Origin of the sequence: Streptomyces sp. 3214.6 (assembly GCF_900129855.1) — a bacterium.
Taxonomy (GTDB): Bacteria; Actinomycetota; Actinomycetes; order Streptomycetales; family Streptomycetaceae; genus Streptomyces; species Streptomyces soliscabiei.
Map to the genome: position 1 here is coordinate 2,370,536 of NZ_LT670819.1, position 23,751 is coordinate 2,394,286.

Below are 23,751 nucleotides of genomic sequence, written 5' to 3' on the forward strand. Positions count from 1 at the left end.
TCATGAGCCATGACGACAGTCACGACGACCGTACGATCACCAACCCGCCCGCGCTGCACGACCCCACGCCCTTCGGCTACAGCCATGCCGTGTCGGCGCCCGGTGAACTCGTCTTCCTCGCGGGGCAGTACGCGTCGGACGCGTCCGGCGCCCCCGTGCGCGGCGACTTCGCCGCCCAGGTGGAACTGGCCTTCGACCGGCTGGAGTCGGCCCTGGCCGGGGTGGGTCTCGGGCTCCAGCACGTCGTACGGCTGGGTACGTTCGTCGTCGACCACGACCCCGGCAAGCTGGAGGCACTGGGCAAGGCGCTGCACGCCCGGTTCGGCGAGCGCCTGCCGGCGCAGACCCTCAGCGGAGTCGCCTCGCTGGCCCTGCCGGGCATGCTGTTCGAAGTCGACGCGATCGCCGTACGAGCACCCTCTTCGAGCCAGGACCTGTCCTAGTTGCTTCTGCGCACCCCCGGGGAGACCGCCGTCTTGGTCGCCGCCCAGAACACCGCGAGGGTCACGAGGGCCAGGCCGGCGACCAGGGTGGCGCCGCCCACGACCTTCTCGTAGTCGTGCTGGTAGAGGCCGTCGACGATGTAGCGGCCGAGGCCGCCGAGGCTGACGTACGCGGCGATGGTGGCCGTGGAGACGATCTGGATGGCCGCCGAGCGCAGGCCGCCGAGGATCAGCGGGAGCGCCACGGGCAGTTCGACGCGCAGCAGGACGTCGGACTCGCGCATGCCCATGCCTCGCGCGGCGTCCACGGGGGACGGATCGACGGAGCGCACCGCTTCGTAGGTGGTGACCAGGATCGGCGGCACGGCGAGGACGACCAGCGGGATCATCACGGGCAGCATGCCGAACCCGAGGACGATGGTCGTCACCACCAGCAGGCCGAAGGTGGGCAGCGCGCGGCCGGCCGTGGCGACGAGGGAAAGGACGTTTCCGCCGCGTCCGTAGTGACCAGTCACCAGGCCGATCGGCAGCCCGATCACCGCGGCAAGGGCGAGGGCTTCGACGGAGTACTGGATGTGTTCCCACAGGCGGGTGGGGATTCCGTCGTAGCCGTGCCAGTGCGCGCTGTCGCCGAAGAAGGCGTTCACGAAATTGAGTACGTTCACCGGGCTGCGTCCTTAAGGGCGGGCACGGCCGGATCGGGCCGGACGCCGGTGGTCTTGGACTTTCCGGCGCGCACACCACTCGGCATCCAGGGGGTGAGCAGGACGCGCACCACGACCAGCAGGGCGTCCGCGAGGACCGCAAGGGCGGCGCTGGTGATCACGGAGTTCCAGGCGAGTTCCGGCCGGTTGTAGATCTGCGCGTCGTGCAGCAGGTTGCCGAGCGCGCCCTGGTTGCCGATCAGCATGCCGACGCTGACGAGGCTGATGCTCGACACGGTCGCCACCCGCAGACCGGCGATGATGGCGGGCACCGCGATCGGCAACTGGACCTGGATGTAACGGCGTACGGGCCCGAAGCCCATGGCGGTGGCGGCGGCGAGGGTCTCCTGCGGCACCGAGCGGACGCCGTCGACGATCGCCGGGACGAGTACGACCAGGGTGTAGACGGTGAGCGGGATCATCACCGTCAGTTCGGTCTGCCCCGTGTAGTCGATGAGGACGACGAAGAAGGCCAGGGACGGGATGGCGTAGAGCACGGTCGTCACCCAGAGGACGGGCGGGTACAGCCAGCGCAGCCGCACGCACAGCTGGGCCAGCGGGAGCGCGAGGAGCAGCCCGCCGAGCACCGGCAGCAGCGCCTCGCGCAGATGCAGCCCGATGAGGCCGAACCAGTCGTGCTGGAGGTCGCTGGGAATGTCGAAGAAGCGGTTCACCGGATAACTTTCTGGACTGTTTCCGTGGTGGTCCGCCGCTCCTCGCGCCCTGCCGCGTGGGCGCCGCGGATGGCCTCGCCGATGGTCGCCTGCGAGACGACTCCGGCGGCCCGGCCCTCGGCGTCCACGGCGAGGGCCCAGCCGGTGGGCGACAGGACGGCACAGTCGAGCGCGGCGCGCAGCGAGTCCCGTCCGGCGACGAACGGCCGCCCGTACGGCAGCAGTCGGCCGACGTCGATCTTTCCGGCCGTCAGTCCGGCGGGCTCGCTCCAGCCAAGCGGACGCCCGTCCACTCCGGTGACGAGGAGGTAGGGGGTGTCGGCCGTGCTGCGGGCGGCGATCTGCTCGGCGGTGGCGTCGACCGCGACGATCGGCGCGGTGAGCAGCTCCAGGCCCTCGGAGGAGAAGAATGACAGGCGCCGGATGCCGCGGTCGGCGCCGAGGAAGTCCTCGACGAACGCGTCCGCGGGGTCGGACAGCAGCTCGGCGGGCGGCGCGAACTGGGCGAGCCGACCTCCGGTGCGCAGCACGGCGACCATCGTGCCGAGCTTGACGGCCTCGTCGATGTCATGCGTGACGAAGACGATGGTCTTGCCCAATTCGGCCTGGATGCGCAGGAGTTCGTCCTGCAGCCCCTTGCGGACGACGGGGTCGACGGCGGAGAACGGCTCGTCCATGAGCAGCACCGGCGGGTCGGCGGCGAGCGCCCGTGCCACGCCGACGCGCTGCTGCTGGCCGCCGGAGAGCTGGTAGGGGTAGCGCTTGGCGAACGAGGAGTCGAGCCCCACCCGTTCCATCAGCTCGCGGGCCCTGGCGCGGGCCTTGTCCTTGCTCCAGCCGAGCATCCGGGGCACCGTGGCGATGTTGTCGACGATCGTGCGGTGCTGGAAGAGACCGGCGTTCTGGATGACGTAACCCATGGACCGGCGCAGGGTGTTGACGGGTTGCTGACGGCTGTCGACGCCGTCGATGAGGATCGTGCCCTCGCTGGGTTCGACCATCCGGTTGATCATCCGCAAAGTGGTCGTCTTGCCGCAGCCCGAGGGGCCGACGAGCACGGTGATCGAACGGTCCGGTATGTCGAGAGAGAGCCGGTCGACCGCCACCGTGCCGTCCGGGTATCGCTTGGTGACTGAATCTATCCGTATCAAAGCGCCGAATACCCTTCGGGTCTGGCATTTTCTGCCCGCTCTCGACCACGCGAGTTCGGGCCGTTGCGGGGAGAGTCTAGACCGACTACCAGATCAGCTGTCCGCCGCCGACCCGTTGGACGTACCGGGCGCTCGCCTCGATGCCGTCGAGGCGGCCGGAAGGTCATCGGCTACACCGGTTTCGGCCGTGTTCGGGGCGAGTTCAGCGGTGGGCGCGCAGGGCAACGGCGCGAGCGCCGAGGGCACCTTCCACCCCTACTCCGGTGAGGCGCCGAGCGGTTCGGGCGACGGCCAGGAGACGGGCCGGGACGACGGGGCCGGGTACGAAGAACCAGGACGGCGCGACCCGGCTGGTGGCGGTGGCCACCGACCAGTCGGCCTCCGGGGGGCGTACACGCAGACGGGCGGGCCTCCGGTAGCACCGACGGCCCGCCCATCCATTCGCCCGGGACCCGCCGAGACCGGTCAGCGGCACCGCCGTTGGTCCGGTTGGGATCGGTTTCCTCGTCCCGATGTCCACGCGAGGACCGCCGCGCTCCACCCGAGGAGCCACACGGCCGCTCCCAGCGCCCCCGCCTCGACGCTCACGCCGCCGCCGCGCCCGCCGTCGGGAATCCTGCCGTGCGCAGCACGCGACCGCCGGGCAGTACGGCGTACACCTCGCAGCCGTCGCGCTCCGCCGCCCACTCGACGCCCTCCGCGCCCATGGCGAAGGCGGCCGTGGCGACGGAGTCTGCCTCGGTCAGGGTCGGGGCCACCACGGTGAGGCTGTCGAGGCCGACGGCGGGGCGACCGGTGCGGCCGTCGAGGATGTGGTCGCCGCGCTCGTAGCGCGCGGAGGTCGCGACCGCCGCGTCGGTGAGGTCGAGGACGGTGCACAGTTTGTCGGCGATCTCGGGGTGCCGTACGCCGACCCGCCACGGCCCGCCCGACACGACCACGTCGCCCCCGGCGTTGAGGCAGAACCGGCCGAGCCCGGCGCCGGTCAGCAGTGCGGCCGCCCGCTGCACGGACCAGCCCTTGACGACCGCGCAGGGGTCGAGGCCGCGGCCGGGCAGCCGGACGTCGAAGGCGCCGCCGGTGGCCACCCGATACCGTTCGCAGATATCGAGGACCTCCACCAGGTCGGCGCTCAGCTCGTCGGCCAACAGCTCGCCCCGGTCGTACCGGGACACCTCGCTGTCGGCCTTGAACGGGCTGAACCGGGCGTCGACCTCGCGCAGCCAGGCGAACACGGCGTCCCCGGCCTCGTCGGGGACGACGGTGTCGTCGACCCGCAGCGAGACCGGAAACCCCATGACGTGTTCGACGCGGTGCACGTCAGGCACCCTTCGCGTCGATCGCGGCCTGGAGGGACTCCCGGTAACCGTCGCTCGTGATGGTCGCGCCGGAAACGGTGTCGATGTCCGCGCTCTGAGCCGTCAGCGTCTCCGCGATCAGCTTCGGCACCGCCGCCGTCGTCTGCGGATGGTTCGGCTGCTTCAGCATCTTCACAGCCGTGATCCGGCCGCCCGCGTAGGTCACCTGGACCTGCACGTCGCCCTTCTCCGTCGTGACGGTCGAACCCGCCACGGTCTGCGAGGTCGCGGCCGAGGCCGCGGGGGACGCCGAGGCGGCCGCGGCCTGCGCGTCGATGGCCGCCTGGAGGGACTCCTTGTAACCGTTGCTGGTGAGCGTCGCGCCGGAAACGGTGTCGATGTCCGCGCTCTGAGCCGTCAGCGTCTCCGCGATCAGCTTCGGCACCGCCGCCGTCGTCTGCGGATGGTTCGGCTGCTTCAGCATCTTCACAGCCGTGATCCGGCCGCCCGCGTAGGTCACCTGGACCTGCACGTCGCCCTTCTCCGTCGTGACGGTCGTACCGGTGATGGTGGTCGAGCCCGAGGAGGAGGTGGAGGAGGACACGGAGGGCGTCGAGGCGGCCCCGGTGGTGGACGTCGTACCGGTCGACGGCTCGTAGCGCCAGACCGGGATCAGGCCCGCGACGGACAGGACCAGGACAGGTATTGCTCGCTTCACGTCGTCTCTCTCATCCCGCCAGGCTGAAGCGCTCGAAATGGATCTGCGTCTTGGGCACGTCGAGCTCGCGCAGGGTGCCGAGGACCGCGTTCATCATCGGCGGCGGCCCGCACAGGAAGACGTCCCGCTCGGCGATGTCCGGCACGAGGGCGGCGAGTTCGCGCGGCGCCAGCCGGTCGGGCACCGGCGGCCCGGTGACCAGGTGCAGTTCGGCGCCCTTGGCGACGGCGAGGTCGCGCAGCTCGTCGTAGAGGACAGCGTCGCGCTCGCCGGCCACCCGGTAGATGACCACGGCGTGCCCGTGGATCTCCTCCAGCAGCGCCCGGATCGGAGTGACGCCGACGCCGCCGGCGATGAGCAGGGACTCCGGACGGGTGCGGTGCATCGCGGTGAAGGCGCCGTAGGGGCCCTCGGCGAAGACCCGGGTGCCGGGCTTGATGTGGCGCAGTCCCGCGGAGCCGTCGCCGGCGGCCTTCGCGGTCAGCCGCAGCCGGGTGCCGTCGGGGGCGGCCGACAGGGAGAAGGGGTTCGCCTGCCACCAGCGGTCCTTGGTCACGAACCGCCACAGGAAGAACTGGCCGGCCCGGGCGGGCAGCCGGTCCAGATCGCGCCCGGTGATGTACACGCTCACGACGTTGTCGGCCTCGGGGACGACCGCCTCGACGCGCAGTTGGTGACGCCAGTTGCGCCACAGCGGCAGGGCCAGCCGGCCCAGGAACACCGAGCCGAGGGCGACGGTCCACACGGTGTACCAGTACGCCGTGGCAGCGGAGGACGCGGTGAACGTGGTGCCGACCGCGACCTGGTGGGTGAAGGCCAGCACCACGGCGACGTAGGTGTACAGGTGGATGAAGTGCCAGGTCTCGTAGGCGAGGCGACGACGGGCCCAGCGGGCGGAGACGCCGCCGATGACCAGGATCAGCACCAGGGCGACCACCGCGCGGAAAACGCCTTCGACGGTTTCCGCGAGGTCCACCAGCTGGCTCACCGGGTTCATCGAGGAGGACTGGGCGTAGCCGAAGGTGATGAACACCACATGCCCGACCAGCGTCCACAGCAGGCCGAAGCCGGTCCAGCGGTGCCAGTTGGTCAGCCGGTCCATGCCGATGCGGCGGTCCAGCCAGGGCAGCCGGGCCACCAGCAGCAGCTGGAACGCCATCAGCAGGGCGCCGTACAGGCCGGCGAAGCGGCCGATCACGACCAGCGCGTTGGAGGCGAAGCCTGCCTGGACGGCGAAGAGGGTCACGACGGCCGCGTTCGCGGCCAGCACGGCGTACAGACCCGTGCGGGCCACTACTTTGGGGCGTATCGCCGTGGGGGGAACGGGAGGCGATTGGACGGTCGTCACGGACGGAAACTCCTAGATCGGGTCCTCAGAACACAGAGCTTGTCCGTGCTTCGCTGTCGTTTTGCTGTCGTACAACTTTCAAGATCTTATCGATCGGGGTGTGAGTGAGACGCGGGTCTGGCGCCGGGGGGTGGGTGGCGCACTATGTGGAGGTGGAAAAAGTACGACTCCTCGTCGTGGACGACGACCCGCCGATCGCCGATCTCGTGGCGACGGTCGCCCGCTACGAGGGCTGGGACGCGGTCACCGCGAACTCGGGTGAGGAGGCGCTGCGCCGCGCCGCCGACTTCCATCCCGACATCGTGGTGCTCGACCTGATGCTGCCCGACATCGACGGTTTCGGCGTGCTCGACCGACTGCGGAACACCGGGACGATGGTGCCGGTCGTGTTTCTCACGGCCCGCGACGGGGTCGCCGACCGGGTCGCGGGGCTAACCCGGGGCGGCGACGACTACCTGGTGAAACCGTTTGCCGTGGAGGAGCTGATGGCCCGGCTGCGGACCGTGCTGCGGCGCAGCACCGGCCCCGGTTTCCAGCGTTCCGTGCTGCGGGTGTCGGATCTCACGATGGACGAGGACACCCGGGAGGTCCGCCGCGGCGGAAAGTTGCTGACGCTCACCCCGACCGAGTACGAGGTGCTGCGCTACCTGATGCGCAAGTCCCCGACCGTGCTCACCAAGGCGCAGATCCTCGATCATGTCTGGGAATACGGTTTCGGCGGCCGCTCCAACGTCGTCGAGCTGGTCGTCAGCCGACTGCGCCGCAAGCTCGACGCGACGGGCGACGACCCGCTGATCCAGACGGTACGCGGTTTCGGATACGTGATCCGGCAGGCGGCCGAGTGATCGGCCGACTCTGGCAGTCGTACCGCAGACTGCGGCTCGGCACCCGGCTGGCGCTGGGGCTCGGCGCACTGTCGCTGGTGGTGTTCGCGGTGGTCGGCACGGCCATGACGACCTATATGCGGGACTATCTGTCGGCCCAGCTCAACGATCAGCTCGCGATCGCCCAGGTCGCGCAGTCCAAGAGCATCGTGGACTCCGGCTCGCTGACCGGGAAGAAGTACTGGGGCTGGTACTACGCCGTATACGACGTGCGGGACGGCGAGCCGGTGCTGCGCAAGCCCGAGGACCCCGGTGACGTGCCCGAGGACGTCGCCGACCTCACCGCCCTGGCCAAGGCGCAGACCGTCGCCGACACCGAGCTGGTGCGCACCGCGCACCTCACGGGCAAGGGCGAGTACCGGCTGCGCGCCTGCGAGGTGGAGCCCGGCGTGCTGCTGGTCAGCGGCGCGCCGATGGACGAGCTCGAGGACACCGTCCGGCAGTTGATCACGATCCAGGTCGTCACCTTCGGCCTGGCGCTGCTGGCCCTCGTGGTGTTCGGCCGGGCGCTGCTGCGGCGCGGCCTGAAACCGCTGAGCGACATGGCGCACACCGCGCACGGCATCGCCTCGCACGACCTCAGCGAGTCGGCGTCGCGGCTCCCCCTGCGGGCGGACGCGCCGGGCGGCGGCCCCGAGGTGGAGGAGCTGCGCACGGCCTTCAACACGATGCTGGAGCACATCGACGACGCACTCGCCGTGCGCGCGGAGGCCGAACAGCGGCTGCGCCGTTTCGTCGCCGACGCCTCGCACGAGCTGCGCACACCGCTGATGTCGGTACGCGGTTACGCAGACCTTTTCCAGTACGCGGCCGCCAACGCGCCCGAGGAACGGGACAAGCACCTGGCCCGGCTGCGCGCCGAGGCCGCCCGGATGGGCTTCCTCCTCGACGACCTCCTGCTGCTGGCCCGCCTGGACGCGGCCGAGGTGGAGACGCCCCTGCGGATGGAGAACGCGGACCTGGTCGAGCTGGTCGAGCAGGCGACCGACGCGTTCCGCGCGAGCCACCCCGGGCATCCGCTGACGGTGTCCCCGGGACCGGCGGCCGTGCCACTGCGGATGGACCCGCACCGCATCCGCCAGGTCCTGGACAACCTCCTCACCAACGCGGCCGTGCACACCCCGGCCGGAACCCCGGTCCGCGTCGAGGTGACCCTCGCTCCGGAGACGGCACAGGTTCATGTGACCGACAAGGGCCCGGGCATTCCGGCCGGTGACCGTGGACGCGTTTTCGACCGTTTCTACCGCGTCGACAAAGCCCGCAGCCGCGACCGCGGCGGCAGCGGCCTCGGCCTGTCGGTCGCCCGCTCCCTGGTGCGGGCCCACGGCGGCTCGCTGGAGCTGGGTGACGCGCCGGGGGCGACGGTGTTCACGATGACCCTGCCGAGGGCACCGGACGCGGATCGGCCGACGAGCGCCGGCCCGGCAGCCCTGCGCACGCAACGCCCCGGCGGCTGAACGGCAACCGCGGTCGTAAGCGGTTCCGGCAACCGCCGTCGTAAGCGGTTCCGGCAACCAGCGACCGCCGCGCCCGCGGCGAGGGCCGGGGGTCGGGTGGGAAGGGCGGGCGGTGCTGCGGGCCGGGTGAACCTCGGGGGAGAGCCGGGATGAACTCGTGGGGGTTCGGGCAGAAATCCCACAGCCTCACCGCGCCTCCCCCGCCTCACCGCACCGCGGTCGCCCTTCGGCCCGCACTCCGTCGGCTTCCGGACACCGCACCGTCACACCGAAGGGGAACGACACCCCCGTCCCCTCCCCAGACAGGCCCAACCCCGATCCGTCAAGCCGCCGCGCGCGGTCACGACGCGAAAGGACGACGTGCGCCGTGTCCCTGCTGCCCCTCGACGATCCCTCGACCCCGCCCCCGCTCCCCGTCGCGGACGACCGCCCCCGCCCCCTGACCTCCACCGCCACCCGCCGCGCCCTCAGCCTGCTCCCGCTGCTGCTCCTCGCGGTGTGGGCGGCGGTCGACTGGCACGCCGTGCGCGACGGCACCACCCGCCTGGCCACCGCCGACCCCTGGTGGCTGCTGGCCGGGCTCCTCTTCACCTACCTGGGCGCGGTCGCCGCGGCCTGTGTCCGCCAGGGCGCGGTCCTGGACCGGTTGCCGCCCGGCCTGCTGGTGGCGTCCCAGATCGCCGCGGGCGCCGCGAACCATGTGCTGCCCGCGAGCATAGGCGCGCACGCGGTCACCCTCCGCTTTCTGCAGCGCCAGGGCGTCCCACTTCCCCGCGCCAGCGCCTCGATCGGCCTGTACTCCCTGGTCAGGGCCGTGGCGAAGACGCCTGTGGTGCTGGTGTTCCTGCTCGCCGCGCCCGACACCGTACCCGCTGCCCGACTCCTGCCCGAGGGCAGGACGTTGCTCCTGGCCGCCGTGGGCCTGTTGCTGGCCCCCACGGCGGCAGCGCTGCTGCTCGCTCTCGTACGGCCGCTGCGCCGTCCGGCCCTGGACTTCGTGCGTACGGGCCTGACCGACGTCCGCCGGCTGCACACCCGCCCCTCCCGTTTCCTGCCCCTGTGGGGCGGAGCCCTCGCGGCGCCGCTGCTCCAGGCGAGTGTGGTGGCCTCCGTGGGGACGGCGCTGGGCGTCCCTCTCTCCTGGCCGCAGTTACTCTTCGTGTACCTCGCCGCGAGCACCGCGGCGGGAGCCGTCCCCGCGCCGGGCGGGATCGGCCCGGTCGACGCGGCCCTCGTCCTCACCCTGGCCGGCTACGGCACCCCGCTGAGCCTGGCCACGGCGACGGTCCTCGGCTACCGGATGCTCACGGTCTGGCTGCCCCTGCTGCCGGGCATGCTGGTGCTGTCGGCGCTGGTGCAGCGCAAGCACCTGTGAGCCGCGCCGGTCGGCCCCTGGTCAGCTCTCGTCCGCCGCCAGCCGCAGCGAGATGCTGTTGATGCAGTACCGCTGGTCGGTCGGGGTCGGATACCCCTCCCCGGCGAACACATGCCCGAGGTGCGATCCGCACCGGGCGCACCGCACCTCGGTGCGCACCATGCCGTGCGTGCGGTCCTCGATCAGCTCCACCGCGTCGGTGTCCTTCGGGTCGAAGAAGGACGGCCAGCCGCAGTGCGACTCGAACTTGGTCTCGGAAGTGAACAGTTCGGCGCCGCAGGCCCGACAGGAGTAGACACCCGTCGTCTTCGTGTCGGTGTACTCACCGGTGAACGCGGGCTCCGTCCCGGCCTGGCGCAGCACGGCGTACTCCGCCGGGGTCAGCTCCGCCCGCCACTGCTCGTCCGGCTTTTCGACGTCGTACGACATGAGCTCAGCCCCTCAACTTCACAGACGGTCCAGAATGCGCGGGCCCAGGTCCGTCACGTCGCCCGCGCCCATGGTGAGAACGAGATCACCGGCCTTCGCCATTCCCGCGATCACGGCGGGCGTCTCGTCCTTGTCGTGCACGGCGGTGACGTCCGCGCCCGCCGCCCGGGCCGCGTCGATGATCAGCGCGCTGGTCACGCCCGGGATCGGGTCCTCGCGGGCGGGGTAGATGTCGAGGACGACGCAGGCGTCGGCCAGCGCCAGGGCGTGGCCCATCTCCTTGCCGAGCTCCTGCGTCCTGGAGAACAGGTGCGGCTGGAAGACGACGAGGATGCGGGCGTCGCCGACCGCCGCGCGCATCGCCTCCAGGTCGGCCGTCATCTCGGTCGGGTGGTGGGCGTAGGAGTCGATGACCTGGACGCCCGCCGCCTCGCCCTTGAGCTGCAGCCGCCGCTTGACGCCGGTGTACGCGGCCAGGGCGGGGGCGAGTTCGGCGGCGGGGACGCCCAGGGCGACGCCCGCGGCCAGCGCAGCGACGGCGTTGTGCGCGTAGTGCCGGCCGGGCACCGACACCGTGAAGGTGAGCTCCTCGCCGTCCAGCAGGACGCTCACCTCGCTCTTCAGCCCCTGCGGGACGACGGACAGGACCCGCACGTCGGCGTCCTCGGACTCCCCGTACGTCACCACGCGTACGCCCTCGACGCGCCGCGTCAGTTCCCGGGCGCCCTCGTGGTCGGCGGTGATCACCAGGGTGCCGCCGGGGACGATCTTCCCGGCGAAGGTCTCGAAGGACTCGTAGATCTCCTCCATCGAGGCGTAGTTCGCGTGGTGGTCGAGCTCGACGTTGAGGACGATGGCGACCTCGGGGGCGTACTTGTGGAAGCTGCGGTCCGATTCGTCCGCCTCGGCGACGAAGATCTCGCCCTCACCGTGCAGCGCGTTGGAGCCGGGCGCGTCCAGGTCGCCGCCGATCGCGTACGACGGGTTCAGCCCCAGCTCGGACAGCGACACCGCCAGCATGGACGTGGTGGTCGTCTTGCCGTGCGTGCCGGCGACGGCGATCGGACGCAGCCCGTCCATCAGCCGGGCGAGGGCGTCCGAGCGGTGGACCACCGGGATGCCCAGCTCGGCCGCGCGGGCCAGCTCCGGGTTGTCCGCACGGATCGCCGACGACACGACGACACAGCTCGCGTCGTCGGCGAGGTGTTCGGCGGCATGCCCGATGTGCACAGTCACGCCGAGCGCCCGCAGCGCCGCGGCGGTCCCGGATTCCTTGGCGTCGCTGCCGGCCACCTTCGCCCCGCGCTGAGCCAGGATCTTCGCGATCCCCGACATCCCGGCCCCGCCGATGCCGATGAAGTGCGGTCGGTCCATGGCGGTAGGAAGGCCGGGTGCCATGAGTTGTCTCCCAGGGTGCGTTACGGCGAAGAGTGCGCCCCCACCCTATTCCGCACGGGCCGTCCCGGCCGACTCAGGGGTTTGCTGCCTACGCCTTGCTGTGTGAGAAGAGTTTCAGCACCGGCACCCCGACCCGGTGCCGAGCCCGGGACGCCCAGTCCCGGTGGAAGAACTCCTCCACGTAGTGGGGATCGGTCAGGACGATCACCTCGTCCGCCCCCACCTCCCCGACCAGGGACTTCAGCGCGTCCAGCGGATGGTCCTCGACCAGGCTGCCCACCGCCTCGTTGCCGGCCGCGTGCAACGCCTGCAGGGACACCGCGAGCGCCCGCTCGCCGAACCCCTTCGCCGCTTCCCCCTCCGGCGTCTCGCGCTCCCGCGCCGCCTCGTCCAGCTCGCCGAGGGCCACGTCGTCGATGGCCCGCAGCAACCGGTCCGCCTGGTCGCCCCGCGGCTGGAGCAGTACGTGGAAGGAGACCGGCTCGTCCCCGTGCAAGGTGCTGACGAACTCCACGTCGGCGGACGTCAGGGCCTTCTCGATCATCAAAACGCTTGTGAACACCAGCGCCCCATTCTCCTTCGAGGACCCCCGTGGCCCTCTCTCCTCCGTGGGCCGTTCGCGACCCTGCGGAAACCATCCTTCCCCGTGCTCGCACGGGGACTGCGAGATTCAGTGTGCCCTTCGGAAGCTAAACGGAACGGCCGATTCCGCCGATTTCAGGACCATCGGTGATGATCGAACGTGTTTCCGTCATCACGGCTTTCGATACCTGCTGAACAGGAAACCCTCCTCCTCCAGGAGGGATGCCAGTACGAACCGCTGCGGAACCGCGACCGACGGCCCGCCCGCGATCCGCTGAGCGTCGCCGACGGTGAGCATCGGGGAGACGGTCAGGCAGAGTTCGTCGAGAACCCCGGAGGCGACGAACTGCCCCAGCAACCGGGGCCCGCCCTCCGTCAGCAGCCGGGTGTGCCCGAGTCCGGCGAGGCCCTCCACGGCCCGGGCCGGGTCCACGCCCATGCCGTCACCGGCGATCACCACCTGCGCGCCGGCCCGCTGCGCGGCCGCGACCCGGTCGGGGGCAGCGGCGGCGCCCGTCAGAATCAGGGTGGGCACCAGTGGCGAGGTGAAGAGCGGGAGCGAGAAGTCCAGGTCGAGGCTGGCGGTGACCACCGCGACGGCCGGGGCGGGCCCCTGCCCGGCCGCCTCACGCCGCCCCGCGAACTCGGCACGCGCGCGTGCGGGCCGGTAGCCCTCCAGGCGTACCGTTTCCGCGCCGACGACCACCACGTCCGCGAGCCCCCGCAGCGTGCCGAAGATCCGCATGTCGGTGGCGGTGGAGATGGGCTGCGAGCGCCCGTCGTGCTGGGCGGCGCCGTCGAGCGTGGACACCATGTTGGCGCGCAGCCAGGGCCGCGGCTCCCCGGGGCCGGGCTCGGGGTAGGCGTAGGCGTCGGCGAGCTCGTCGAGGCTCCACTCGCGGTCCTCCGCCGCGTGGCCGCCCGCCCCGGCGGTCCCGGGCTCGCCGGGAGCCCCGGGCGGCCTCCCGCCGGAGTCGGTCGTCGCTGTCTGGTCGGTCACAGGGAACAGCCGTCGCATGCCAGGCAGTCTGGCACGCCCCGTAGCATGGGGAACCGTGTCGTCCTCTTCCCTCGCCCCCGGCATCGGCCCGATAGCCGACGCGGCCCCGGCCTCCCTCTGCACCCGTCAGCCGCACGTTCCCGCGGACCGGCTGGTCGCCGAGATGGTGCCGCCGCCGCGCTTCGACTCGGTGCGTTTCAGCACGTACATCCCGGATCCGAACCAGCCCAGCCAGACCGAGGCGGTCGGCGTCCTGGAGGGCTTCGCGGCCGGACTCGGCGGGGCGCATGCCACGGGTACCGCCAAACGGGGGTTGTTCGGCTTCGGCAGGGCGAAGGCGGCCAAGGCGCCCGCCGGCCCACGCGGCGTCTACCTCGACGGCGGCTACGGCGTCGGCAAGACGCACCTCCTGGCATCCCTGTGGCACGCCACCCCCGCCGCGCCGACCCTCAAGGCGTTCGGCACCTTCGTCGAGCTCACCAACCTCGTCGGCGCCCTCGGCTTCCAGCAGACGGTGCGCACACTCTCCGGGCACCGGCTGCTGTGCATCGACGAGTTCGAGCTGGACGACCCCGGCGACACCGTTCTCGTCTCCACCCTGCTCGGGAAGCTGGTCGACGCGGGCGTCGCGCTCGCCGCCACCTCCAACACCCTGCCCGGCAAGCTCGGCGAGGGCCGGTTCGCGGCCGCCGACTTCCTGCGCGAGATCCAGGGCCTGTCGGCGCACTTCCGGGCACTGCGCATCGACGGCGAGGACTACCGCCACCGCGGGCTGCCCAAGGCGCCGGCGCCGTACTCCGACGAACAGGTGGCGAAGGCGGCGTACGCCACCGAGGGCTCCTCACTCGACGACTTCCCGCATCTGCTGGAGCACCTCGCCAAGGTCCACCCGAGCCGTTACGGCGCGCTCACGGATGGCCTGAAGGCGGTCTGCCTCACGGACGTGCAGCCGGTGCCCGACCAGTCCACGGCCCTCAGGCTCGTCGTACTGGCCGACCGGCTCTACGACCGCGAGGTCCCGGTCCTGGCCTCCGGACTGCCCTTCGACCGGCTGTTCAGTGAGGAGATGCTGAACGGGGGGTACCGCAAGAAGTACTTCCGCGCGATCTCCCGGCTCACCGCCCTGGCCCGCGACGCGGGGCGACTCATAGAGGCCCATTAGTCGATCTTGACCATCAGGTCAAGAGCCGGTTCGCGCCAACCACCCCTCACTTTTGAGGCGCACCTCATCTCGAAACGCTCAGTTAACCCTGCAAACAACTTCGCAGGGTTAACGTGTTTCTTGACCAGTCGTTGACCAATCATTGGCCTGGACTGGAAGAGCGAATCGCTGGGAGGGAGGCGCATGTTCCGAGGTACGACGGCCCGAGCCGTGATCGCGGTCCTCGCCGCCGTCCTGCTCGCCTTCCCCTTCTTCGCTCCCACGTCATCCTTCGCACACGCGCACACGGTGCGTCAGGCCGAGGCCAAGACCCAGCCCGGAATCAAGCTCTCCGCCAAGGCGAAGCGCGACGAGATCACCACGCTACGCGACTGCCACCTCCCCACCGGTGGCCCCGCCGACCCCCTGCGCACCCGCGAACGTCACCGCGCCGCCACCTCCGCCTCCGCCGCCTCGGCCCCCCAGGAGCCCGAGCGCGCGCTGCTGGCGCAGGATCCCGCGGCCGAGCATCAGCCGGCCCGGCCCGGCGACCCCTATCACCGCTCGTCGAGATCCTCGACGGCCCACTCTCCGGCGGCACTTCAGGTCTTCCGCTGCTGAGAGAGCAGAGCGCAGCAGCAGTTCCCCCACCTGTCCTGTGTCCTGCACATCCGACGCGCCCCACAGCGCGCCAGGAGGAGTCACCACGTCATGCAGCCCCTCATCGACAACGCCCGTACGTTCGGACAGCGCCCTGAGGAGTTCGCCAAGCTCGCCGAAGGCCAGTCCCCGCAGGTGCTCTTCATCACCTGCTCCGATTCGCGGGTCGTTCCCGCCCTGATCACGGGCGCCCGCCCCGGCGAGCTCTTCGAGCTGCGCACCGCGGGCAACATCGTGCCCCCGTACGTCTCCGACCGCCCCACCGGCGAGGCGGCCACCATCGAGTACGCCGTGGAGGTCCTCGGCGTCCAGGACGTCGTGGTCTGCGGCCACTCGCACTGCGGCGCCGTCGGCGCGCTGGTGCGTGGCGACGACCTCGACGGCGTCCCCGCCGTCCGCGACTGGCTCGCGCACGCCGCGGACGAGCCGGGTTCCACCGACCCCGACGACCCGACGGTCATGCGGGCGGTACAGCACCACGTGCTCGCCCAGCTGCTGCGGCTGCGCTCCTACCCGTGCGTGGAGAAGCGGCTGGCCGACGGCCGGCTGCGGGTGCGCGGCTGGTACTACGAGGTGCACACCGGTGCCGTACGCGAACACCGCGTGGACACCGACGGCTTCGAGGCCCTGTGAGCGCCGCGATGACCAACGAAACCCCCCAGCGAATATCCAGGTTCCCCCACCTCAAGCAGGACTTCGCCGCTTCACTCGTCGTGTTCCTGGTGGCGCTCCCGCTGTGCGTGGGCGTGGCCGTGGCCTCCGGCGTTCCGGCCGAGCTCGGGCTCGTCACCGGCATCGTCGGCGGCCTCGTCACCGGGCTGATGCGGGGCAGCAGCCTGCAGGTGTCCGGTCCTGCGGCCGGACTGACCGTGCTGGTCTTCGAGGCGGTGCAGGAGTTCGGCCTGCCCGCCCTCGGAGTGATCGTCCTCGCGACCGGCGTTCTACAGATCGCCATGGGCGCCCTGAAGCTGGGGCGCTACTTCCGGGCCATCTCGGTCTCGGTCGTCGAGGGCATGCTGGCCGGAATCGGCCTGGTGCTGATAGCCGGTCAGCTGTACTCGGTGGTCGGCGCCAAGGCACCGGAGTCCGGCCTGGGGAAGATCGCCGGGCTGCCCGAGGCGCTCGTGGACGCGGTCGGCAACGCCGACGCGTCGGCCTCGCTCGCGCTCGGCGCCGGCACCATCGCGGTACTGGTGTTGTGGAAGCGAATGCCGGCAAAGGTCCGGACGGTGCCCGGTCCGCTCGCCGCGGTGGGCCTGGCGACGCTCGCCGCGCTGCTGCTGAACCTGCCCGTGGCCACCGTCGAGGTACAGGGCCTGCTCGGTTCCATCCAGCCGCCGCCCCTGTCCGCCTTCGGTGATCTGGCAGCGGTCGCTCTGCTCGGCACGATCGTCGCATTCACCCTGATCGCGTCCGCCGAGTCGCTGTTCAGCGCGGCGGCGGTGGACCGGCTGCACGACGGCCCGCGCACCGAGTACGACAAGGAGTTGATGGCGCAGGGCGCGGGCAACGCCCTGTGCGGAGTGCTCGGCGCGCTGCCCATGACCGCGGTGATCGTGCGCAGCGCGGCCAACGTGCAGGCGGGCGCGCGGACGAAGGCGTCCCGCGTGCTGCATGGCCTGTGGCTGCTGCTGTTCGCGGCCCTGCTGCCGGACGTGCTGGCGTACATCCCCATCCCGGCGCTGGCCGGCATCCTCGTGCACGCGGGCGCCAAGCTCGTGCCCGTGCGGGCGCTCGTCGGGCTGTGGCGCGAGCACCGCGGCGAGGCGCTGATCCTGGTCGTCACGGCCGTGTCGATCGTCGCGGTCAGCATGTTCGAGGGCGTCCTCATCGGTCTCGCGCTGGCCGTCGCCAAGACCGCATGGGAGGCCTCGCACCTGCGGATGGAGGTCGTCGACAAGGGCGCTGGACCCGTCCAGGCGTATCTGTCGGGCAACGCGACGTTCCTGCGCCTGCCGAAGATCCTCGACAGCCTGGAGTCCCTCCCGCAGGACCGCCCCGTGGAGCTGGACCTCTCCGGCCTGCACCACCTCGACCACGCCTGCCGTACGGCTCTGGAGACCTGGGCCGAGCGTCACAGCGCGGTCGGCACAGAGCCGGTGAAGGTCACGGAACCGGTAAAGGTCACGGAACCGGTTACGACCGGCTAGCGCACGAAGCGGCTCGCAGCGCCCTGGCGCTCGCCGTCCGGCCCGGAGCCCATCGCGTGGCCCCGGGCCGGACACCGGGCATATCGTTGCAGAAGCAGGCAGAACTGCTGTTACTGACCTCTTGCTGAGGAGGTCGTCATGCTCGAGGAGTTGCTGGGCGCGGCCGCGGTGGTCGCCGCCGGGGGCCTTGTGTACCTGGGGGCGGCCGCCCGGGTCGTCAAGCAGTACGAGCGCGGAGTGGTCCTGCGGCTCGGCCGACTGCGCGGCGACATCCGACCGCCGGGGTTCACGCTGGTCGTCCCGGCCGTGGACCGGCTGCGCAAGGTCAACATGCAGATCGTGACGATGCCCATTCCCGCCCAGGAGGGCATCACCCGCGACAACGTGACCGTGCGGGTCGACGCGGTCGTCTACTTCCGGGTGGTGGACGCGGCGGCCGCGATCATCAACGTCGAGGACTACCGCTTCGCCGTCTCTCAGATGGCGCAGACCTCCCTGCGGTCGATCATCGGCAAGAGCGAGCTGGACGACCTGCTGTCGAACCGGGAGAAGCTCAACGAGGGCCTGGAACTGATGATCGACAGCCCGGCCATCGGGTGGGGCGTACAGATCGACCGCGTCGAGATCAAGGACGTGTCCCTGCCGGACACCATGAAGCGCTCGATGGCCCGCCAGGCGGAGGCCGACCGTGAGCGACGGGCGCGGATCATCAACGCGGACGCCGAACTCCAGGCGTCGAAGAAACTCGCCGAGGCGGCGAAGGAGATGTCCGACCAGCCCGCCGCGCTCCAGCTGCGGTTGCTCCAGACGGTCGTGGCGGTGGCCGCCGAGAAGAACTCCACGCTCGTCCTGCCGTTCCCGGTGGAACTGCTGCGCTTCCTGGAAAAGGCCCAGCAACCGCTCCCACAACCTCCCCAGCGGCAACAGCCCCTGCCTCCTGCCCCACCACCGCCTCCCCCGAAAGCCGTCGACGAGTAGAGACGGGTCGAGTAGAGACGGGTAACGGGTGTCTTCGGCTGAGCACGCGAGAGCCGGGCGGGTGACGCGATCGCAGACGCGGTCATATATCCGCACAGCCCGCGGCACACTCCTCCTACATTCATACGATGATCACTCCGGTACGTCGCTTCGCCGCCCTCTGCGTCCTCGGCACCGCCCTCGGCAGCCTCGCCGCCTGCGGCACCGCCGCCCAGGAACCGCCTGCCGCCCACCCGGCCGCCCCCGCCCACACCTCCCCCACCGCCACCACGGCCTCCCCCGCCCCCCGCACCCCTGCTGCCCCCGGCAAGACCGACGCCCCCTCCCGGCCCCCCACACTGGCCCCCGGACCGGCCGGTCTCACCCCCGTCTTCCGCAACGCCCCCCGCACCGCCGGCAAGACCGTCGCCCTCACCTTCGACGCCGACATGACCGCCGACCAGGGGGCCAGAGCGGCGTCCGGCGAGCACTTCGACAACCCCGGGCTGATCGCGGCGCTGCGCACGCTGAAGGTGCCGGCCACCGTCTTCATGACCGGCCGCTGGGCCGAGGAGTACCCGGACCAGGCCCGCTCGATCGGCCGCGATCCGCAGTTCGAGCTCGCCAACCACTCCTACAGTCACTACGCGTTCACCGCTGACTGCTACGGCCTGCCCACCGTCCCCGCGGACCGGATGCGGGCGGACGTGGAACGGGCGTACGCGGCGTTCCGCAAGGCCGGGGTGCCGAACGCGATGCCCTACTTCCGTTTCCCCGGCGGCTGCTACGACCAGCGGGCGCTGCGCGCGGTGAGCGGCACGGGCGTGACCGCGGTGCAGTGGGACGTGGTCAGCGGGGACGCGTTCGCGACGGACGCGGACGCGGTGGCCAGGCAGGTGCTGGAGGGCGTGAAGCCGGGCTCCGTCGTCGTCATGCACTGCACCCGCAGCGCCGCGCCTACGACCGAGCGGGCGGTGCGCACGATCGTGCCGGAGCTGCGCCGACGGGGATACCGGTTCGTGAAGGTCTCGGAGCTGATCGGGTCGGCGCGGGAGCGGTCGTAGGGCCTCGTACGCTGGAGAGGCGGGTGCGTATGGGTCCAGTAGCCTGCGCCTGTGAGTGAGAGTCCTTTTCAGGCCGAGTCCAACCCCCGTGATCAGGCCCCCCAGTTCGTCCTGCCCCTTGTCGTGCGGATAGAGAAGGGCGCGCCGCCTTCCCGCACCGACGCCCTCGAGACCGCTGCCCGGGCCGTGCTCGTCATGCTGAGTGATGATCGGGCGGTCGGGGAGGGGGAGTGGGCGCAGGCCGTGCGGGACTGGCAGGACGCCCGGATCCGGAAGGTCGTGCGGCGGGCCCGGGGGGCCGAGTGGCGGCGGGCCGAGGCGCTGCCCGGGATCACCGTCACCGGCAAGACGGCCGAGGTGCGGGTGTTTCCGCCGGTGCCCCTGGACGGCTGGCCGAAGGAGCTGGCGAAGCTCCAGGTCTCCGGGACCGACCTCGACGACCCGGAGCCGCCGGTCGACGCCGCCGTGACGGCCCCGGTGATCTGGCTGAACCCGGAGCTCGACATGTCCGCGGGCAAGGCGATGGCGCAGGCCGGGCACGGGGCCCAGCTCGCCTGGTGGGAACTCTCCGAGGAGGAGCGCGGCGCCTGGCGGGAGACCGGTTTCGCACTGGCCGTACGGACCGCCGAACCGCAACGGTGGCGGGAGCTGACGGGGAGCGGACTGCCGTTGGTCCGGGACGCCGGGTTCACGGAGATCGCCCCGGGCAGCTCCACGGTCGTCGCGGAGCACCCCGCGCTTCGCTGAACCGCTTCCCGGCCGAGAAAGCTCAAGAATTCCTCTGAAGGTGGGCCGGGCGTGGTTCGGTGGTCGGGGGCGGGGTCATACCTCCGGCACCGGTAGGGGCGGGTCGAGGAGGCGGGGGCCATGATGCGACTGGGGACGGGGATCGGCTGGCGGCCGGAGATCGCGGACGCCGTGGAGCGGATGCCGGGCATCGACTGGGTGGAGACCGTCGCCGAGAACGTGTGTCCCGGTCATCTGCCCGACTCCCTGCTGCGGCTGCGCGAGCGGGGGGTCACCGTGATCCCGCACGGCGTCTCGCTCGGGCTCGGCGACGCGGAGCGGCCCGACGAGGGGCGGCTCGCGGCCCTCGCCGAGCGGGCCGAGGCGCTGGGGTCGCCGCTGGTCACCGAACACATCGCGTTCGTCCGTGCGGGCGGGCCCCTGACGGCGTCCCCGCGGCTGGAGGCCGGGCATCTGCTGCCCGTGCCGCGCACCCGCGACGCCCTCGACGTGCTGTGCGAGAACGTGCGCATCGCGCAGCAGGCGCTGCCCGTGCCACTCGCCGTCGAGAACATCGCCGCGCTCGTCTCATGGCCGGGCGAGGAGATGACCGAGGGGCAGTTCCTGTACGAGCTGGCCGACCGCACGGGCGTGCGGCTGCTCATCGACGTGGCCAACCTGCACACCAACCACGTCAACCGTGGCGAGGACCCCGCCAAGGCGCTCGCCGAACTGCCCCTGGAGGCCATCGCCTACGTCCATGTCGCGGGCGGTTTCGAACGGGACGGCGTCTGGCACGACAGCCACGCCCATCCGGTGCCCCGGCCGGTCCTCGACATCCTGACCGACCTGGCGTCCCGGGTGTCGCCGCCGGGTGTACTGCTGGAGCGGGACGAGAACTTCCCCGAACCGGCCGAGCTGGAGCGGGAATTGGACGCGATCCGGAAGGCCGTCGAGCGCGGCGCGCAGGAACGCCGTGCGCAGGAGCGCGGGGCGCGGGAGCACAGTGCGCAGGAGAGCGGGGCGCGGGAGCACAGTGCGCAGGAGAGCGCCTTCGCGCGGGTCTGGTCGAGCGGGGGGAAGCGTGCCACGACGGCGGCGGACGAACCCTCGCCGCCCACCAGGGAGACGGCACCGACCGCCTCCGACGACGAGGCGGCGGCTGCCCGCCAGCGCCTCGGCCTCGCCCAGACGGCTCTGCTGTCCGCGCTCGTGGCCGGTACGCCGGTGCCCGAGGGCTTCGACCGGGTGCGGCTCGGTGTACAGGCCAGGGCGCTGGCGGCGAAGCGGGCGGACGTGGTGGGGAAGGTGGCCCCGGAGCTGCCGCTCATCCTCGGAAACGGTTACCGAACCGCGTTCGTCGCGTACGCCCAGGGGCATCCGATGCGCGGCGGCTACCGGCAGGACGCCCTCGACTTCGTCGAGGAACTGCTGCTGGGCGGACGGCTGGCGGAGGGCCGGTCCCGCCGCGAGCTGCGCCGCTGGTGGCTGGACCGCTCGGGACCGGCACCACGACCGACGTCACGGTTGGCTCAGGTGGGACGGGTGGGGCGGTCGTTGATCCGACGGTGACGGATGTGCCGGGGTTAACACCGCCCACCGCGCTGGAGACACTCGACGCCCTCGCCACGTATCCCAACCGTTTACCACCCGTTTCTACCGCTTTGCCACCTCATTCCACTCTCCCATTTCACCCGATTTTTCCGTGATGCAATTATTCACCCCTGTACGGCAGTTGACGGAACCGGCGAAGTAATATGCCAGTCCCCGCAACCGAAGCGCACTAGCGTGCAGTGCCGCGAGCAGGAGGCACCATGCGCCCGCGACCCCCGATCAAGGGCAGAGGCATCTTCAGTGGTACCGGGCTCATCCTCACGGGCCTGGCGGCGACCCTCGCGGCGCTGGTCTTCCCGATCTGGTCGTACACCGACCGCTCGGGCACGGGAGTGGACGTACTGAACGCGCAGAGCGTGTCGACGCAGTACGGGCCGCTGTCCGCGCTGGACCGGGAGTTCGTCACCAAGGTCCGGCTGGCGGGGCTGTGGGAGCTGCCCGCCGGCCGGCAGGCGCAGACGAAGGGCACGACCGAGGCCGTGCGGACGGCGGGCCGACACCTCGTCGAGGGGCACACCTTCCTGGACGAGCGGGTACGCTCCGTCGCCTCCCGACTGGGCCTCGCATTGCCGAACGAGCCCAACGAACAGCAGAAGGGCTGGCTGCGCGAACTCGACGCGGCGCAGGGCGAGCAGTACGACTGGAAGTTCGCCAACCTTCTGCGCCTCGCGCACGGCCGGGTGTTCTCCGTCGTCGCCCAGGTGCGGGCCAGTACCCGCAACTCGCTGGTGCGCGACCTCGCCGACGACGCCAATACCACCGTGCTGGACCACATCAAGATCCTTGAGGCCACCGGGTACGTCGACTTCGACGCCCTCGCCCGGGACATGGCCACCGGCAGCACACCGCCGCTCACCACCTCATCCGGCCCGCCCGGCCCGACGACCGGTCCGGGGTGGGCCGTACCGGCCGCGCCGTCGCCGTATCCCACGTACACACTGCCGCCGGCCGCGGCCAGTCCACCGCCCGGTTCCTGAACCCACCTCCGACCCCGGGTCCGGACGAAGGCATGCGGAACGTCACATACCCACCACGCTCGGTCCGGATAGTGAACAAGGCATGGCGTTTCCTGGGGCATCCGGCATAGAAACACGGCATGGTCTGGGTGCTTCTCCTGCTGCTGGCATGGGCCGTCGCGGGCGCGGCGTGCACACGCCTGTGTCTGGCCGCCGTCCGGGCGGCGACCGTCGACGAGAACGCCGGCCTCGGACATGACCTGACGCTCTACGAGGCGGCCTTCCTGTCCGGCGGCCCCGGCCGGGTCGCCGACCTCACCATGGTCTCCATGGCACGGCAGCAGCGGTTGCTGCTCGCGCACACCGGCTGGGCGACCGTCGTGGACCCGCGCGGGCGCGACGACATGGAACGGTCGGTCATCGGAGCCATCGGCCCGCAGGGGCAGTCCCGTATCGCGCCGGTGCGGGCCGCCGCGTCGGCCGCGGACGCGGTGCGCGGTCTCGCCGACCGGCTCGTCAGCGCCGGCCTGGCGGTGCCCGACGGGGCCCGCACGACGGTCGCGGCCGGGGTACGGCAGGTGCGGTTCGCCGCCGTGGTCGTCCTCGGGCTGGGCGCGACCGCGCTGCTGGTCCCCGCGACCCCCGACATGCCCCGCACCCTCGTCGCACTCTGGTTCGCGCTCCCCCTCGCCCTCGCCCTGAGCTGTCTGGCCATAGCGCGGGTCGAGGTGCACCCGTACTCGCGCTGGGCCTCCCCGGCCGGGCAGCGGCTGCTGGGCGCGCTGGCCCGGCGCGCCGGGAGCGCGGGGGACGACCGTACGTATCTGACCTCGGTCGCCGTGCGCGGGATCCGTGCGGTCGGTGAGCCGGATCTGCGGGCGGCGTTCGCGCATCGCGAGCAGTTCGGGCGGGACTGAGACCGGGCGCGCTCGACCACCAGGGTGCGCACAAGGGGCATTGGCGCCGACACCCGCCGGTGGTGCTTGCCTTCCCCCACGACCGAACCAAACATCCCTTTTGTC

General features: G+C 71.4%; 25 protein-coding genes. 14 read left to right on the top strand and 11 right to left on the bottom strand.

Annotated features, from left to right (window positions below):
- Positions 1 to 2: 2 nt before the first annotated feature.
- Positions 3 to 443: a RidA family protein gene (locus B5557_RS10605; RefSeq protein ID WP_079658884.1), complete on the top strand. Its 441-nt coding sequence runs from the start codon at positions 3 to 5 to the stop codon at positions 441 to 443.
- On the opposite strand, the gene B5557_RS10610 is transcribed toward B5557_RS10605, so the two are convergent.
- The 7 genes from B5557_RS10610 to B5557_RS10635 form a co-directional block, all read right to left on the bottom strand.
- Positions 440 to 1,108, bottom strand: a complete 669-nt coding sequence (locus B5557_RS10610; RefSeq protein WP_079658885.1) for an ABC transporter permease — start codon at positions 1,106 to 1,108, stop codon at positions 440 to 442. The two genes, B5557_RS10605 and B5557_RS10610, sit on opposite strands and share 4 nt — an antisense overlap.
- On the bottom strand, positions 1,105 to 1,821 hold the full coding sequence (locus B5557_RS10615; protein WP_079658886.1) for an ABC transporter permease: 717 nt from the start codon (positions 1,819 to 1,821) through the stop codon (positions 1,105 to 1,107). Before B5557_RS10615 ends, B5557_RS10610 begins: the two co-directional genes overlap by 4 nt.
- Positions 1,818 to 2,972, bottom strand: coding sequence for an ABC transporter ATP-binding protein (locus B5557_RS10620; protein ID WP_079658887.1), 1,155 nt, complete (start codon positions 2,970 to 2,972; stop codon positions 1,818 to 1,820). Before B5557_RS10620 ends, B5557_RS10615 begins: the two co-directional genes overlap by 4 nt.
- Positions 2,973 to 3,174: 202 nt before the next feature.
- On the bottom strand, positions 3,175 to 3,339 hold the full coding sequence (locus tag B5557_RS43615; protein WP_159424366.1) for a hypothetical protein: 165 nt from the start codon (positions 3,337 to 3,339) through the stop codon (positions 3,175 to 3,177).
- Between the two features lie 217 nt (positions 3,340 to 3,556).
- A complete protein-coding gene (locus tag B5557_RS10625; protein WP_079664702.1) occupies positions 3,557 to 4,270 on the bottom strand; it encodes an FAD:protein FMN transferase in 714 nt (237 codons plus the stop codon).
- A gap of 22 nt (positions 4,271 to 4,292) precedes the next feature.
- Complete coding sequence (locus B5557_RS10630) at positions 4,293 to 4,988, bottom strand: FMN-binding protein (RefSeq protein ID WP_079658888.1); 696 nt, start codon at positions 4,986 to 4,988, stop codon at positions 4,293 to 4,295.
- A 10-nt stretch (positions 4,989 to 4,998) separates the two neighbouring features.
- Positions 4,999 to 6,336: a ferredoxin reductase family protein gene (locus tag B5557_RS10635; RefSeq protein WP_079658889.1), complete on the bottom strand. Its 1,338-nt coding sequence runs from the start codon at positions 6,334 to 6,336 to the stop codon at positions 4,999 to 5,001.
- Positions 6,337 to 6,488: 152 nt separating this feature from the next.
- On the opposite strand from B5557_RS10635, the gene B5557_RS10640 reads away from it, so the two are divergent.
- The 3 genes from B5557_RS10640 (at position 6,489) to B5557_RS10650 (ending at position 10,052) form a co-directional block, all read left to right on the top strand.
- Positions 6,489 to 7,181 carry a response regulator transcription factor gene (locus tag B5557_RS10640; RefSeq protein WP_079664703.1) on the top strand — a complete coding sequence of 231 codons (693 nt, stop codon included), beginning with the start codon at positions 6,489 to 6,491 and terminating at the stop codon, positions 7,179 to 7,181.
- Positions 7,178 to 8,677, top strand: a complete 1,500-nt coding sequence (locus B5557_RS10645) for a sensor histidine kinase (protein WP_079658890.1) — start codon at positions 7,178 to 7,180, stop codon at positions 8,675 to 8,677. The genes B5557_RS10640 and B5557_RS10645 overlap by 4 nt, the downstream gene beginning before the upstream one ends.
- A gap of 367 nt (positions 8,678 to 9,044) precedes the next feature.
- A complete protein-coding gene (locus tag B5557_RS10650; protein WP_079658891.1) occupies positions 9,045 to 10,052 on the top strand; it encodes a lysylphosphatidylglycerol synthase transmembrane domain-containing protein in 1,008 nt (335 codons plus the stop codon).
- 21 nt (positions 10,053 to 10,073) lie between these two features.
- Here B5557_RS10650 and msrB read toward each other — a convergent pair whose 3' ends face one another.
- The 4 genes from msrB to B5557_RS10670 all read right to left on the bottom strand — a co-directional run bounded on the left by msrB (position 10,074) and on the right by B5557_RS10670 (position 13,479).
- Positions 10,074 to 10,481 carry a peptide-methionine (R)-S-oxide reductase MsrB gene (gene msrB / locus B5557_RS10655; protein WP_079658892.1) on the bottom strand — a complete coding sequence of 136 codons (408 nt, stop codon included), beginning with the start codon at positions 10,479 to 10,481 and terminating at the stop codon, positions 10,074 to 10,076.
- A gap of 18 nt (positions 10,482 to 10,499) precedes the next feature.
- Positions 10,500 to 11,879, bottom strand: coding sequence for a UDP-N-acetylmuramate--L-alanine ligase (gene murC / locus B5557_RS10660; RefSeq protein WP_079658893.1), 1,380 nt, complete (start codon positions 11,877 to 11,879; stop codon positions 10,500 to 10,502).
- An 88-nt stretch (positions 11,880 to 11,967) separates the two neighbouring features.
- Positions 11,968 to 12,441: an indole-3-glycerol phosphate synthase gene (locus B5557_RS10665; RefSeq protein WP_173877663.1), complete on the bottom strand. Its 474-nt coding sequence runs from the start codon at positions 12,439 to 12,441 to the stop codon at positions 11,968 to 11,970.
- Between the two features lie 192 nt (positions 12,442 to 12,633).
- A complete protein-coding gene (locus B5557_RS10670; RefSeq protein ID WP_231976326.1) occupies positions 12,634 to 13,479 on the bottom strand; it encodes a pyrimidine reductase family protein in 846 nt (281 codons plus the stop codon).
- Between the two features lie 37 nt (positions 13,480 to 13,516).
- Between B5557_RS10670 and zapE the strand changes: the two genes are divergently transcribed.
- From zapE to B5557_RS10720, 10 genes are all read left to right on the top strand, one after another.
- A complete protein-coding gene (zapE, locus tag B5557_RS10675; protein WP_079658895.1) occupies positions 13,517 to 14,623 on the top strand; it encodes a cell division protein ZapE in 1,107 nt (368 codons plus the stop codon).
- A gap of 183 nt (positions 14,624 to 14,806) precedes the next feature.
- Positions 14,807 to 15,223: a hypothetical protein gene (locus tag B5557_RS10680; protein WP_079658896.1), complete on the top strand. Its 417-nt coding sequence runs from the start codon at positions 14,807 to 14,809 to the stop codon at positions 15,221 to 15,223.
- 90 nt (positions 15,224 to 15,313) lie between these two features.
- The gene (locus tag B5557_RS10685; RefSeq protein ID WP_079658897.1) at positions 15,314 to 15,895 is read left to right on the top strand and encodes a carbonic anhydrase; all 582 of its coding nucleotides are present in this window, start codon (positions 15,314 to 15,316) and stop codon (positions 15,893 to 15,895) included.
- Positions 15,896 to 15,903: 8 nt separating this feature from the next.
- Positions 15,904 to 17,412 carry a SulP family inorganic anion transporter gene (locus tag B5557_RS10690; protein ID WP_079664705.1) on the top strand — a complete coding sequence of 503 codons (1,509 nt, stop codon included), beginning with the start codon at positions 15,904 to 15,906 and terminating at the stop codon, positions 17,410 to 17,412.
- A gap of 138 nt (positions 17,413 to 17,550) precedes the next feature.
- Positions 17,551 to 18,390, top strand: coding sequence for a slipin family protein (locus B5557_RS10695; RefSeq protein ID WP_079658898.1), 840 nt, complete (start codon positions 17,551 to 17,553; stop codon positions 18,388 to 18,390).
- A gap of 128 nt (positions 18,391 to 18,518) precedes the next feature.
- Positions 18,519 to 19,433 (top strand): polysaccharide deacetylase family protein, encoded by a 915-nt coding sequence (locus B5557_RS10700; protein WP_079658899.1) that lies wholly within the window; start codon positions 18,519 to 18,521, stop codon positions 19,431 to 19,433.
- Between the two features lie 51 nt (positions 19,434 to 19,484).
- A complete protein-coding gene (locus B5557_RS10705; protein WP_079658900.1) occupies positions 19,485 to 20,180 on the top strand; it encodes a peptidyl-tRNA hydrolase in 696 nt (231 codons plus the stop codon).
- Between the two features lie 120 nt (positions 20,181 to 20,300).
- Positions 20,301 to 21,731 carry a DUF692 domain-containing protein gene (locus B5557_RS10710; protein ID WP_173877664.1) on the top strand — a complete coding sequence of 477 codons (1,431 nt, stop codon included), beginning with the start codon at positions 20,301 to 20,303 and terminating at the stop codon, positions 21,729 to 21,731.
- A 242-nt stretch (positions 21,732 to 21,973) separates the two neighbouring features.
- On the top strand, positions 21,974 to 22,750 hold the full coding sequence (locus tag B5557_RS10715; RefSeq protein WP_079658901.1) for a DUF4142 domain-containing protein: 777 nt from the start codon (positions 21,974 to 21,976) through the stop codon (positions 22,748 to 22,750).
- 119 nt (positions 22,751 to 22,869) lie between these two features.
- Entirely contained in the window at positions 22,870 to 23,646 is a 777-nt protein-coding gene (locus tag B5557_RS10720; RefSeq protein WP_079658902.1) for a TIGR04222 domain-containing membrane protein, read from the top strand.
- Positions 23,647 to 23,751: the final 105 nt, after the last annotated feature.